This window comes from Methylobacterium sp. AMS5 (assembly GCF_001542815.1).
GTDB lineage: Bacteria > Pseudomonadota > Alphaproteobacteria > Rhizobiales > Beijerinckiaceae > Methylobacterium.
The window spans coordinates 888,633-901,716 of record NZ_CP006992.1 but is presented as its reverse complement, the minus strand read 5'-3'; the positions used below and the strand labels follow the sequence as shown (position 1 = coordinate 901,716).

At 69.1% G+C, this 13,084-nt stretch carries 14 protein-coding genes; 10 read left to right on the top strand and 4 right to left on the bottom strand.

Annotated features, from left to right (window positions below):
* Positions 1–3: 3 nt before the first annotated feature.
* The 7 genes from Y590_RS04230 (at position 4) to Y590_RS04200 (ending at position 7,466) form a co-directional block, all read left to right on the top strand.
* Complete coding sequence (locus tag Y590_RS04230) at positions 4–894, top strand: biotin--[acetyl-CoA-carboxylase] ligase (RefSeq protein ID WP_060768778.1); 891 nt, start codon at positions 4–6, stop codon at positions 892–894.
* Between the two features lie 19 nt (positions 895–913).
* Entirely contained in the window at positions 914–2,587 is a 1,674-nt protein-coding gene (locus Y590_RS04225) for a ribonuclease J (protein ID WP_060768777.1), read from the top strand.
* Between the two features lie 149 nt (positions 2,588–2,736).
* Positions 2,737–3,141 (top strand): methylmalonyl-CoA epimerase, encoded by a 405-nt coding sequence (mce, locus tag Y590_RS04220; RefSeq protein WP_003598176.1) that lies wholly within the window; start codon positions 2,737–2,739, stop codon positions 3,139–3,141.
* 125 nt (positions 3,142–3,266) lie between these two features.
* On the top strand, positions 3,267–3,608 hold the full coding sequence (locus Y590_RS04215; protein ID WP_201026765.1) for a DUF1467 family protein: 342 nt from the start codon (positions 3,267–3,269) through the stop codon (positions 3,606–3,608).
* 474 nt (positions 3,609–4,082) lie between these two features.
* On the top strand, positions 4,083–5,408 hold the full coding sequence (gene proS / locus Y590_RS04210) for a proline--tRNA ligase (RefSeq protein WP_060768776.1): 1,326 nt from the start codon (positions 4,083–4,085) through the stop codon (positions 5,406–5,408).
* A gap of 12 nt (positions 5,409–5,420) precedes the next feature.
* Complete coding sequence (locus tag Y590_RS04205) at positions 5,421–6,740, top strand: lipoprotein-releasing ABC transporter permease subunit (protein WP_060768775.1); 1,320 nt, start codon at positions 5,421–5,423, stop codon at positions 6,738–6,740.
* 15 nt (positions 6,741–6,755) lie between these two features.
* Complete coding sequence (locus tag Y590_RS04200) at positions 6,756–7,466, top strand: ABC transporter ATP-binding protein (RefSeq protein WP_060768774.1); 711 nt, start codon at positions 6,756–6,758, stop codon at positions 7,464–7,466.
* A 192-nt stretch (positions 7,467–7,658) separates the two neighbouring features.
* On the opposite strand, the gene Y590_RS04195 is transcribed toward Y590_RS04200, so the two are convergent.
* Positions 7,659–8,291 (bottom strand): exopolysaccharide biosynthesis protein, encoded by a 633-nt coding sequence (locus Y590_RS04195; protein ID WP_256371270.1) that lies wholly within the window; start codon positions 8,289–8,291, stop codon positions 7,659–7,661.
* A gap of 251 nt (positions 8,292–8,542) precedes the next feature.
* On the opposite strand from Y590_RS04195, the gene bcsS reads away from it, so the two are divergent.
* Positions 8,543–9,304, top strand: coding sequence for a cellulose biosynthesis protein BcsS (bcsS, locus tag Y590_RS04190; protein WP_060768773.1), 762 nt, complete (start codon positions 8,543–8,545; stop codon positions 9,302–9,304).
* 56 nt (positions 9,305–9,360) lie between these two features.
* Here the strand turns inward: bcsS and Y590_RS04185 are convergent, their stop codons facing one another.
* Complete coding sequence (locus Y590_RS04185) at positions 9,361–10,095, bottom strand: SDR family NAD(P)-dependent oxidoreductase (RefSeq protein WP_060768772.1); 735 nt, start codon at positions 10,093–10,095, stop codon at positions 9,361–9,363.
* A 166-nt stretch (positions 10,096–10,261) separates the two neighbouring features.
* Here Y590_RS04185 and Y590_RS04180 point away from each other — a divergent pair, with 166 nt between their 5' ends.
* Both Y590_RS04180 and Y590_RS25380 read left to right on the top strand, forming a co-directional pair.
* Entirely contained in the window at positions 10,262–11,128 is an 867-nt protein-coding gene (locus Y590_RS04180; RefSeq protein WP_060768771.1) for a formyltransferase family protein, read from the top strand.
* Between the two features lie 103 nt (positions 11,129–11,231).
* A complete protein-coding gene (locus tag Y590_RS25380) occupies positions 11,232–11,393 on the top strand; it encodes a DUF2256 domain-containing protein (protein ID WP_012252745.1) in 162 nt (53 codons plus the stop codon).
* 98 nt (positions 11,394–11,491) lie between these two features.
* On the opposite strand, the gene Y590_RS04175 is transcribed toward Y590_RS25380, so the two are convergent.
* Positions 11,492–12,085: a nucleotidyltransferase family protein gene (locus tag Y590_RS04175; protein WP_060768770.1), complete on the bottom strand. Its 594-nt coding sequence runs from the start codon at positions 12,083–12,085 to the stop codon at positions 11,492–11,494.
* Positions 12,072–13,082, bottom strand: a complete 1,011-nt coding sequence (locus Y590_RS04170; RefSeq protein WP_060768769.1) for a molybdopterin-binding protein — start codon at positions 13,080–13,082, stop codon at positions 12,072–12,074. Before Y590_RS04170 ends, Y590_RS04175 begins: the two co-directional genes overlap by 14 nt.
* Between the last annotated feature and the right edge of the window lie 2 nt (positions 13,083–13,084).

Genomic DNA, 13,084 nt, shown 5'->3' with positions numbered 1-13,084 from the left:
CGGATACAGTTCCGGCTGAGTCAGGCGGCCCGGTCCGAGGGACATCGGCTCCACAGCCACGAACGGCTCGACTCGACCAATAGCGAGGCGATGCGCCTCGCCCATGGCGGCGAGACGGGCCCGCTCTGGGTTGCGACCCATCGCCAGGAGGCGGGCCGCGGCCGGCGCGGCAACGCCTGGACCTCTCCGGACGGCAACCTCGCCGCAAGCCTGCTGATGCCGGTGGCCGGCGTGGCGCCGGAGATGGTCGCGACTCTGGGCTTTGTTGCCGGCGTGGCGCTGGTCGAGGCGATCCGTGATGCCTGTCGTTCGAATCCCTCGCCCTCCTTGCAGGGCGAGGTTCGCGACGACGGGGCGGCCGAAGACCTCTCCCCGCCGATGGGGGGCAGCGATGCACGAGCGCCGCACGGTCTTGCTCCCGCCTCGTCCGCCATCCATCTGAAATGGCCCAACGACGTCCTTGCGGACGGCAAAAAGCTGGCCGGCATCCTGCTCGAGGCCGAGACGCTGCCCGGCGGGCGACGGGCGGTCGTGGTCGGTTTTGGCGTCAACGTCGCGGCGACGCCGGACGGTTTGCCCTATCCGGCGGCGGCACTTGCGGCTTTTTCCGCGGCGGATGCGCCGATGCTGCTCGAATTCCTGTCGGAACGGTTTGTCGAAGCCGTCCGGATCTGGAACAAGGGGCGCGGATTCTCGAATATCCGGCGGCGGTGGCTGGAGCGCGCGGCGGGGGTAGGCGCCCCCGTGTCGGTTCGCATGGCCGAGGCTACGCTGACGGGCATCTTTGAAACGATCGACGAGGGGGGGCGGCTCGTGATCCTCGCCCCGGACGGAACCCGACGAACCGTGACGGCGGGCGAGGTGCATTTCGGAAGTGCCGCGACGGCGGCCTGAGACTGGATAGACGAACAAGATGACGACACGGCAGGACGAACTCGTCTTCGTGCCGCTCGGCGGCGTGGGCGAGATCGGCATGAATGCGGGCCTCTACGGGATCGGACCCGAGAAGCAGCGCAAATGGATCATGGTCGATTGCGGAATGGGCTTTGCCGGCGAAGAGGGATTGCCCGGCATCGACCTGATGTTCCCCGATCTCACCTTCATCGAGGAGCGCAAGAAGGACCTTCTCGCGATCTTCATCACCCACGCGCACGAGGACCATATCGGCGCGATCTCCGAGTTGTGGCCGCGCATCAAGGCGCCGGTCTACGCCACGCGGTTCGCCAAGAACCTGCTCGAGACCCGCCGGCTCTCCGAGCCCGGCGCGCCGAAGGTGGATCTGCGCGAGATCAAGCCGGGCCGTCGGGTGACCGTCGGGCCGTTCGAGATCGAGTTCGTGCCGGTGGCTCACTCGATCCCGGAATCGAATGCGGTGGCGATCCGCACCGAGCACGGCCTCGTGCTTCATACCGGCGACTGGAAGCTCGACGACACCCCGGTGGCCGGCGACTCGACGTCACCGGAGGCGTTCACGGCTTTGGGCGACGAGGGCATCCTCGCCCTCATCTGCGACTCCACCAACGTGCTGCGCGAGGGCCGCTCGCCGAGCGAGTCCGAGGTTTCCGCGACCCTGCGCAAGCTGATCGAGAACGCGCCCCACCGCGTGGCGGTGACGACCTTCGCCTCCAACGTCGCGCGTATCCGTGCCGTGGCGGAAGCGGCACAGGCCTGCGGGCGTCAGGTGATCGCCGTCGGCCGCGCCATGGACCGGGTGATCGATGTCGCCCGCGAATGCGGCTACCTCGACGGGTTGCCGGACTTCCTCTCGGCCGAGTCCTACTCCCACATCCCGCGCGACAAGGTGGTCTGCCTGCTCACCGGCTCGCAGGGTGAGCCGCGGGCGGCGATGTCGCGGGTCTCGCGCCACGACCATCCGGCGATCTCGCTCACGGCTGGCGACCGGGTGATCTTCTCGTCGCGCGCCATCCCCGGCAACGAGCGCGATGTCGGCTCCATCATCAACGACCTGATCGAGGACGGCATCGAGGTCATCACCGACCGCACCGAACTCGTCCACGTCTCCGGCCATCCCCGCCGCGAGGAGATGGTGACGATGTATTCCTGGACGCGGCCGAAGGCGGTCGTTCCGGTGCACGGCGAGGCGCTGCATCTCGACGAGCATGCCCGCTTTGCCCGTTCGCAGGGCGTCGAGTCGGTGGTGAAGGCCCGCAACGGCGCGGTGGTCCGCCTCGCTCCGGGCAAGCCGGAGGTGGTCGAGCACGTCCGCGCCGGGCGGCTCTACAAGGACGGCAACGTCCTCATCGACTCCAAGGACCGGGCGATCCCGGAGCGGCGCAAGCTCTCGCAGACCGGTATCGTCTCGGTGGCCATCGCCATCGACGAGCGCGGCGAGGTGATCGGCGATCCGGCGGTCGACATCATGGGCCTGCCCAATCGCGGCCGGAGCGGCGAGCCGCTGCTCGACACCGTGGTCGATACGGTCAACCGCACCCTCAACGGTCTGCCGCGCGGCAAGATGAAGGATTCGGAGGCCGTCGAGAACGCGGTCGATCGCGCCGTGCGCTCCGCCGTCAACGAGGCCTGGGGCAAGAAGCCCGCCTGCCACGTGCAGGTGGTGGAGGTGTGATCGCGTCGCGCCCGCTTCGCCACGGCGAGCGGGCGCGAGCCGCCGGAAAGCGCGACCTTTCCGGAGCGAGAGGCGCGCGGGATCGCATCCATCAAGCCCGGCACGGATGGCCGGGCGTGACGTTCGAGACAACGGTGAGGGAGGCAGCAATGATCGGACGGCTCAATCACGTCGCCATCGCGGTGAAGGATCTCGATGCGGCGACGGCGGTCTACCGCGACACGCTCGGCGCCAAGGTGACCGAGCCGCTGCCGCAGCCGGAGCACGGCGTGACGGTGGTGTTCGTGGAACTGCCCAACAGCAAGGTCGAGCTGATGTCGCCGCTCGGTGAGAACTCGACCATCCAGGGCTTCGTCGACAAGAACCCGGCCGGCGGCATCCACCATGTCTGCTACGAGGTCGAGGACATCATCGCTGCCCGCGACCAGATGAAGGCGGCCGGAGCCCGCGTGCTCGGCACCGGCGAGCCGAGGATCGGCGCCCATGGCAAGCCGGTGATCTTCCTCCACCCCAAGGACTTCCTGGGAACGCTGGTGGAGCTGGAGCAGGTCTGAGGGACGGTCTTGGAGCATCGTCCCGAAAGGTGGTTGCCGGCTTTCGGATAAAAGATGATGCGAAAACAAGAGCCTAGAGCATCGATCGGTCGGGCGCCGGACCGGCCGTTTCATGACGTTTGAAAATGATGACCCGCTTGTCCCTTCGCACCCTGACTGCTTCGACCCCCCTGACCCTTCTGACCGTGACAGCGCTGACCGCGTTGTTCGCGACGGTGGCCGTGAAGGGGTTCGAGCTGACGGTGTTCGGCGCGCTGGCGCTCTACTTCGTGCTGTGGTGGACTTTCCTGTTCGCGATCCTGCCGCTCGGCAATGCCGCCGAGGCCGATCCGCAGCGGCTGGTGCCGGGCCAGGATCCGGGAGCGCCCGCGAGCCCGCGCCTGCGTGAGAAGGCGTTGCTGACGACGCTTCTGGCCGCCGTCGCGTTCTTCGCGGCGCTGCTGATCTTCCCGCTCGCCCGTCTGTAAGGGCGCCGGGGCGCTCCGCCTCCAGAGTAGACGGTCGCTGCGCCGAAGACGAGGCTCGGCCCAAAAACAAAAAGCAAGGCACGAGGCCTTGCTTTGGATAACCGAAGTATTTTTCAGCCTGATTTATATCGCGCATTGCTTGCGGCGCGTTGGCTGATTGTTCCTCCCAAGACCCGGACCGTGCGCTGCCTCGTGGGCTGCGACCATCACGGCGCTGCTTATAGGAAGAACAATTCCCTTTGTCATCAGGCGAGAGACGGTTCGCAGCGCTTTTTTGCAAACGAAGCGTCAAGCGGCCTCCACGGGTCATCGAGAACGCTGCCCGCCGTTGCTTCGCCGGCTTCGTTCCGCCGCATTGCCGGCCGACCCTGTGTTCGCAGGGCGCTTGTGTTTTGCGGGGGCAATGTGTTGTGTGCCTCCGCACGCTGGCCTAGCTCCTCTCCGGCTGCGCCCGCCCGCTTCCAAGGTCGAACGATGCGTCTCTCCCGCTACTTCCTGCCGATCCTGCGCGAGACGCCGAAGGAAGCGGAGATCGTTTCGCACCGCCTGATGCTGCGCGCCGGCATGATCCGCCAGGAGGCGGCCGGCATCTATGCGTGGCTGCCGCTGGGACTGCGCGTCCTCAACAAGATCTGCGACGTCATCCGCGCCGAGCAGGACCGTGCGGGCGCCATCGAGATCCTGATGCCGACGATCCAGGCCGCCGACCTCTGGCGCGAATCCGGCCGCTACGAGGCCTACGGCAAGGAGATGCTGCGCCTGAAGGACCGCCACGAGCGCGAATTGCTCTACGGGCCGACCGCGGAAGAGGTCGTCACCGAGATCTTCCGGGCCAGCACCCGCTCCTACAAGGATCTGCCGAAGAACCTCTACCAGATCTCTTGGAAGTTCCGCGACGAGGTGCGCCCGCGTTTCGGCACCATGCGCTCGCGCGAATTCCTGATGAAGGACGCCTATTCCTTCGATCTCGATCAGGCGGGGGCGCGCCACTCCTACAACAAAATGTTCGTTGCCTATCTCCGCACCTTCGAGGCCCTCGGCCTCCGGGCGATCCCGATGCGCGCCGATACCGGCCCCATCGGCGGCGACCTCAGCCACGAGTTCATCATCCTGGCCAAGACCGGTGAGAGCGAGGTCTTCTGCGACCAAGCCTATCTCGACATGCCGGTGCCGCCCCCGTCCGTCGATTTCGACGACGTGGCCGGGCTGCAGGGTGTGGTCGATGCCTGGACGTCGCACTACGCCGCCACCGACGAGATGCACGACGAGGCGGTCTTCGCCGAGGTGCCGGAGGCCTCGCGTCTCTCCGCCCGCGGCATCGAGGTCGGCCATATCTTCTATTTCGGCACCAAGTACTCGACCCCGATGAAGGCGGTCGTCACCGGTCCCGACGGAACCGAGCGGCCGGTCCATATGGGCTCCTACGGCATCGGCCCGAGCCGGCTCGTGGCGGCGACCATCGAGGCGAGCCATGACGAGGCCGGCATCATCTGGCCGGACGCGGTCGCCCCCTTCGACGTGGCGCTGATCAACCTCAAGGTCGGGGATGGCGCCTGCGACACGGCCTGCGCCGAGATCCAGGCGGCCCTCGAGACGGCGGGCCTGTCGGTCCTCTACGACGACCGCGACGAGCGGCCGGGCGCCAAGTTCGCCACCGCGGACCTGATCGGCCTGCCCTGGCAGGTGATCGTGGGCCCGAAGGGTCTGGCCGAGGGCAAGATCGAGCTGAAGCGCCGTGCCAGCGGGGAGCGCGAGACCCTCGATCCCGTCGATCTCCCCGCTCGCATCCGGCGCCTCTGAGGGCCGGCCGCGATGGCGCTTGCGTTGGGTAAGGGCGGTGTCTCCTTGAAGGGCGTCCTCGCACGGCTGAAGAACGCCCGCGCGAGCGCCTCCACGCCGCCCTTCGCGGGGTTCGAGTGGATCATTGCCGGCCGCTACCTGCGGGCGCGCCGCCGGGGCGGCGGCGTCTCGGTGGTGGCCCTGTTCTCCGTGCTCGGCATCGCGGTGGGTGTGGCCACCCTCATCATCGTGCTCTCGGTGATGAACGGCTTCCGCTCGGAACTGCGCTCCAAGATCATCGGGCTCAACGGCCACGTCTTCGCCGCGCCGATCGACCGGCTGTTCACCGACTACGTCGATCTCTCCGACCGGCTCGAAAAGGTCGCGGGCGTGCGCGCCGTGGTGCCGATGGTGCAGGGGCAGGCCTTCGCCTCCTCGCCCTATGGCGGCTCCGGCGTGCTGGTGCGCGGCGTGCGCGAGGCCGACCTGCCGAAGATCCCCGCCGTCTCCGGCGCGATCAAGGGCGGGACGCTCGAAAACTTCGACGACGGCCAGGGGGTAGCGCTCGGCAAGCGACTCGCCGACGCCCTCGGCCTGCAGGCGGGCGATCAGGTGACGCTCTCGACGCCGAAGGGCGCGAGCACGCCGTTCGGCACCGCCCCGCGCACCAAGACCTACGCCGTCAAGGCGATCTTCGAGATTGGCGTCACTGATTTCGACACCACCATGGCCTTCATGCCGCTGGCCGAGGCGCAGGCCTTCTTCAACCGCGACGGCGATGTCAGCGTGATCGAGATCTACCTCGACAATGCCGACGCGGTGGGCGAGATGCGCGAGCCTCTGGAGATGGCGGCCGAGCGCCCGGTGCTGCTCACCGATTGGCGCCAGACCAACCGCACCTTCTTCGGCGCGCTGGAGGTGGAGCGGAACGTGATGTTCCTGATCCTCAACCTCATCGTCATCGTGGCGACCCTCAACATCATCTCAGGGCTCATCCTGCTCGTGCGCGACAAGTCCTCGGACATCGCGATCCTGCGCACCATGGGGGCGACGCCGGGCACGATCATGCGGGTCTTCCTCATCAACGGGGCGCTGATCGGCCTCGTCGGCACGGCGATCGGGCTGATCGGCGGGGTGCTGTTCACCCTCAACATCAAGCCGATCCAGCGCACCCTGTTTCCCACCGCCTGGGACCCGACCGTGCGCTTCCTCGCCGAGATCCCAGCCGAGATGAACACGAGCGAGGTCGTCATCATCGTGATCACCTCGGTGCTGCTGTCGCTGGCGGCGACCCTCTATCCCTCCTGGCGCGCCGCCCGGCTCGATCCGGTGCAGGCCCTGCGCTACGGCTGACGGAACGCCCCCGATATGGCTCAGACGAATGCCGGCGGCGCCCAGCCCGTGCCGGCCCTGTTCTTCGCCGGCGTCCAGCGCCGCTACCACCAGGGCGAGGGGACGCTCGAAATTCTGCGCGGCACCGATCTCGCGATCTGGCCGGGCGAATTGGTCGCCTTGGTCGCGCCCTCGGGCGCGGGCAAATCGACCCTGCTCCACGTCGCCGGCCTCCTGGAGCGGCCGGACGGCGGCGAGGTCTATATCGGCGGCCAGCCCACGGCCGGCATGTCGGATGGCGAGCGCACCCGCCTGCGGCGCGAGGAGATGGGCTTCGTCTACCAGTTCCACCATCTGCTGCCGGAGTTCTCGGCGCTTGAGAACGTGGTGCTGCCGCAGCTCATCCGCGGGCTGGCCCGCAAGGAGGCGGAGGCGCGCGCCGCCGAACTCCTCGGCTTCCTCGGCCTGAAGGAGCGGCTGCCGCATCGCCCGGCCGAACTGTCGGGCGGCGAGCAGCAGCGCGTCGCCATTGCCCGCGCGGTCGCCAACGGGCCCCGGCTGCTGCTCGCCGACGAGCCGACCGGCAACCTCGACCCCCAGACCGCGGGCCGGGTCTTCAGCATCCTGCTCCAGCTCGTGCGCGCCTCCGGCCTCGCCGCGCTGATCGCGACCCACAACATGGATCTTGCCGCCCGCATGGACCGCCGCGTGACGATCCGCGACGGGATGATCGAGCAGTTGGGATAGGGGACTTCGAAAGCGTCAGCGCAGCGGATGCGATCCCGTTTCCGGCGATTCGCCCCGTGCCTCCGCACTCATCGTCTCGCTGACGCTCGCAGGTCGCGACGAGCGGCCGGCGCCCCGATCGAAGGCGCGCAGCCTCTGTCGGCAAAGCAGTCCCGTTCAGGAAAAGGGGTCGGTCGGCCGCCTGTGGAGGCGCTACAGCCCGAGGCCGGGGATCGCCTGCGAGAGCCAGGCGAAGGCGCCCATGATGCTGGCGAACAGGGTGTAGACGAAGCCGATCGAGATCCCGACGCCGACGCCACCGATCAACAGGCCGATCAGCACCACGAACCCGTCGCGCTCCACCAGTCCGAGGCCGATCAGCGAGACCGCGAGCCCGAGCGGGATCTGGCCGAAGAAGGGCGGGGCCACGATCAGCGCCAGCGCCAGCGCCAGGATCAGCACGCCCATGCCGCGCATGCCGACGGCACCGTCGAACACGCTCAGGCGCGGGCGCGACCAGCGCTCCAGCCGGCGCAGCAGGGGTACCGCCCGCTTCACCGCCTTCGCCACCGTTTCGCGGGCGATCGACTGATCGAGCAGCCGACGCGGCAGCCATGGGGCGGACATGCCGGCCACGATCTGAATGGCGATGACGAGCAGGACCAGACCGCAGACCAGCGGGATCGGCGGCGGCATCGGCAGGCAGTTGGGCAGGCCGAGCAGAACCACGAGCAGCGCGAAGGCGCGATCCCGCAGCACGGCGATGATGTCGCCGACGGTCAGACGCTCGCTCTCCTGGCTCGCAAGCATGGTGAGAACGTCGGAAGTGCGCGCAGCGGAGGACAAACCGGCTCGGCCGTTGGATTTTTCGGTAAGCGCGGCTCTAGCCCAACCCGGACCATCCGCCAAGCGCTCCGACCGGTGCGCGCGTGCCGTGCCACACGGAGCCTTTCCATGCTCAGGTTGTCGCGACCGCCATCATCGTTATCTCAGGTAAGTCCGCGCCGATGACTTATCTTAAGTTGTAAATTTCTCTTAACCACGGCGGATTGCTGTGACAATCATTGGTCGTTCCGCCGACGTCTGCGCGACCTCCAATGTCGAAACGCGCATCCTCCGATGATGGTTTGCGCCACCCGGCTCCCTCCCGGCGGGCGCTATGCCGTCGCGCCCTCGCTGTTCTCGCCCCGGCTGTTATCCTCGCCTGTGACCCGGCCCGCGCTGACGACGCGACCCTTCGGACCGTCCTGTTCGGCAGCATGGAAGCCGGCGCTTCCACGTTTTCCGCAGCCGGAGCGAAGCTCGTCTTCGATCGCTTCGACCGTGATGGCCCCGTCGCCTTGGTGACGGCCGGGGGTGGCGTGCGGCTGGAAGGCGGAGGCGGCACGCCGGTCCTGATGCGCATCACCGCCCTCGGGGCGGCCCTCGGCGGCTACCAGTTCATCCGGGAATGGGGAGCCGTGACGGTTTTCGCCGGCCCGGAAGCCTCCTGGGAGGCGCTGTCCGGCCCCGGCTTCGTGCAGGCGCTCCCCCTGCGGGCGGGTTTTCGCCTGCACGGCGAGGTCTGGGCGCGACCGACCGCAACGACCCTGACGACCGCGACGGTGATCCTCGGCTCTGCCCGCGGCGACGCCTATGCCCGCTTGTCCTGGGGTACCGCGCTGTTCGGCGCGTATCTCGGCCCGGAGGCGGCCGTCTACGGCGACCGGACCGGTTACCGGAAATGGTGCGTCGGGCTGCATGTCACCGACTACGCGATGGGCGGCTACCGCTTCCGCCTCTCCGCCGGAGGCCAGATCGAGACGCCGCTCGACCAGTGGAACCCCTACGTCTCCCTCGCGATCTGGAGCGCGCTTTAGGGCATCGACTTTTCCGAAAGCCGCCGCCACCGTTCGGGACGACGCCCGAGGGTGGCTTACCCCTTGGTACGCAGCGAGGAACGCCCGCCATCGACGCCGATCACCTGCCCCGTGACGTAGCCCGCCTCCGGTCCGACGAGGAAGGCGGCGAGTGCGGCGACATCCTCGGGCTCGCCGAGGCGCTGGAGCGCGTGCATCGACGCGATGCCGGAGGCCAGCGTCGCGTTGCGGGTGATGGTCTCGGCGAGCGGCGTACGGGTCAGCGAGGGGGCGACCACGTTCACCCGGATCGCGGGGGCGAGTTCCGCCGCCAGCGAGAGGGCGAGCCCCTCCACCGCCCCCTTGGCCATGGCGACCGAGGCATGGTGCGAGAACCCCTGCGCGACGGCGACGGTGGAGAACAGCACCACGCCCGCGCTTGCCTCTCCCGCTCCGGCCTTGAGCGCGGGAGCCGCCGCCTGCACCGCCAGAAAGGCGCCGAGCGCGTTGATGCGGAAATCCATCTCGATGCGCGCCGGGTCGAGCTTGGCCAAAGGCGCGAGCTGGATCGTGCCGACCGCGTAGACGAGGCCTCCGAGGCGCGAGCCCGCCTCCGAGGCGACGCGCGGAAACAGGGCCGGATCGGTGACGTCGCCCGCGGTGAAGCCGGTCTCGCCGAGTTCGGAGGCCGCCCGCTCCAGACGCTCCGGATCGCGGCCGACGAGGTGGAGGGCCGCGCCCCGTTCGCGCAGGGCCCGCGCCGTGGCCAGGCCGATGCCGCCGGTTCCGCCGTAGATCACGACTCGTTCCATGAAGCTCCCTGTCGCGCGGCGTCCGCCCGACGATTTTGCGCGAAGATTTCACCCATGCCTGAAATCCACTAGCTAAGGCGGAGCCGGTCGGCGTGGAGCCGATCAAAGCCGCCGCAGACCTGCGCCGAACGTCGCAGGGCGACCAGGAAACGGGACGTCTCTGCCCATGAAATTCGCCTTTGCCGGCATCGACTTCCTCGGCGGTGTGTTCGACGGGCTGATCGAAGCCGGCTGGACGCCGGTGAAGCTGTTCACCCGGCCCTGTGACGGCATCTACGATCACAACGAGGTCGTGGTGGCCCAGGCCCGGCGCCACCGCATCCCGATCCAGCTCTCGCGATTGCTGCCCGACAACATCGAGCAACTCTCCCACGAGCACGGCCGCGACGTGGTGCTCGTCGTCTCCGGCTATCCCTGGCTGGTGCGGGGCTGGCACGGGCGGGTGCGCTACGCCTTGAACCTCCACCCCTCTCCGCTGCCGACGGGGCGGGGGCCCTACCCGCTCTTCAAGGCGGTTCTCGATGGCTACGAGAGCTGGGGCGTCACCGCCCACGTGCTCGCCGAGCAGGGCTTCGACACCGGCGACATCCTCGCCCAGGACATCTTCCTCGTTGACAGCGGCGAGACTCACGAGACGCTGCTCACCAAGTGCCAGATGGCGGCCCGCCGCCTCGCCCTCGGGCCGATCGGGAAGGATCTGGCCGAGCGCTGGCGCAAGGCGGAGCCGCAGGGTGACGGCTCCTACTGGCCGCGGGTGAACGACGCCGACCGCACCCTCGACTTCCACAAGGACGTCGCCGAGGTGCTGCGCCGCGTGCGCGCCTTCGGCACGATCGAGACCATCGCCCGGCTCGGCAACGCCCGCATCTTCGTCGCCGCCGCCGACGGCTGGCAGGAGGCCCACCGCCACGCCCCCGGCACCGTGGTGCACCGTTACCGCCGCCAGGTCGTGGTGGCCGCCCGCGACGGCTACGTGCAGTTCACCCGCTGGAGCCAGGTGCCGCTCAACGAGGCCGGGCAGATCGGGCGCTAGAGCCTCGTCCTCGATGGATCCAGGACGAGGCTCTCGCCTTTTGTTTTTGCATCGTCTTTTTCGAAAAAGCCGGTGGCCACCTTTCGGGACGTTGCTCCAGCCAGTGCCGCCGATGCGTCGTAAGGGCGATCTCCCTCAAAAGATGTGCGCTCAGTGCGGCCGCCCCTTCGCGTGGCGCAAGAAGTGGGAGCGGGTCTGGGACGAGGTGCGTTACTGCTCCGACCGCTGCCGGACGGAGGCGAAGCGCGAGGCGCGCAAGAGTTGAAGGAAGGGCTGAGGATTTGGAGTGCCTCACAAATCCCCCGGTCCCCGACCGTTCTCGTTCTGGCGATGACAGCGCGGCGGGAGTTTTGTGAGAGACACTCAGCCCCGCAGTGCCTCCGGGGTGTCGACATCGAAGATGACCGCCGGATCGGCCGGCAGTTCCAGCACGTCGCCGCGCCGCTTCAGGATCGGCCCCGCGCCGTGGTCGCCGGTCAGTGCCGCGAGGTCGGCACCGAGGCGGGCGAGGTCGAGCAGCACCGGATTGCCGCGGCGCCCGCCGCTCATCGGGACCACGGCGGAGGGGCGCGGCGTCGCGCCGGTATAGGCCGCGATCAGCGCATCGATATGAGCCGGCCCGATCCGCGGCATGTCGCCAAGCACCACCACCGCCGCCTCGGTTTCCGGCGGCAAGGCGGCGAGGCCGAGACGTAGCGAGGCCGAGAGGCCGCCGGCGGGATCGGGATTCTCGACCAGCATCAGGTCGAGCCCGGCGAGGGTGGCCCGCACTGCCGCGGCATGCGCGCCGAGCACCGCGACGATAGGCCCGGCGCGGGAGGCCAGAGCCGCTTCGGCGGCGCGGCGCACCATCGGCTCGCCGGCATAGGGCGCGAGCATCTTCGCGGCCTGCCCGAAGCGGGAGCCGAGGCCGGCGGCGAGGATCACCGCGCCGACGCGCGGCTCAGACACCGTCACCGCCCGATCTCGGTTGGCCGCGCAGGGGGATCTCGGTGAGCAGGCCGCCGACGCCGAGGCGCACGATGTCGGCCCGCGTCACGGGGAGGCCCGCGAGGAGGCGGTGCAGGACGAAGTCGAAGCCGTTCTCCTTGGGCGAGCGGGCGCAGCCCGGCGCGCCGATCACCGGCACGGTGCCGAGGGCGCCGAGCAGCAGCAGGTTGCCGGGATCGACCGGCATGCCGAACTGCTCGACCCGGCCGCCCGCCGCCTCCAGCCCGGCCGGGATCACGTCGCGCCGGTCGGCGATGGCCGAGGCGCCGAACACCACGACCAGTTCCGCCCCCTCCGCCACTGCCCCGGCAATGGCGCCCGCGACCGCGCCGGCCTCGTGCCGCACGCGGGTCTCGGCGATGATCCGCGCACCCGTCGGCGCCAGCCGCTCGGCGAGCACGCGCAGGGTCTTGGCGACGGTCGCGGCCTTCAGGCCGGGCAGCAGCGTCGAGACCACGCCGACATGCTGGAGACGATAAGGGGCAAGCCGCATCGGCGGCGTATCGGTGGCGGCGAGCGCCCGCTCCAGCGGCGCGGCGGCGACCGCGTAGGGAATGATCTTTACCGTCGCGACCATCTCGCCCGTGGCCACCGGCCGGAAGGCCGGCAGGGTCGCCACCGTGATCGCCTCGTCAACGGCGTTGACCGCGTCGATGCCGGCCGGCTCGACCACGAACAAGCCCGCGGCCTCGGCGAAGAGATTGCAGCGCCCGGTGAACGGAGCCTCCGCGCGCAGGCCCGCCCCGGCGAGATGCTGGGCGAGGCGAGCCGCCGCCGCGTCCTCGCCGACATCGCCGGGATCGAGCCGGACGGCCAGGATCTCGGGAATTCCGGATTCGGCGAGCCGCAAGGCCTCCTCGGCGGGGATCGGCCGGCCCTTTTTCAGGCTGGCGCCCTCGGCGCGCACGGTATGGGCGGCGATGAGCCCCGCACTGTCGCGGGTCGCGACGGGTCCGAACTGCATGG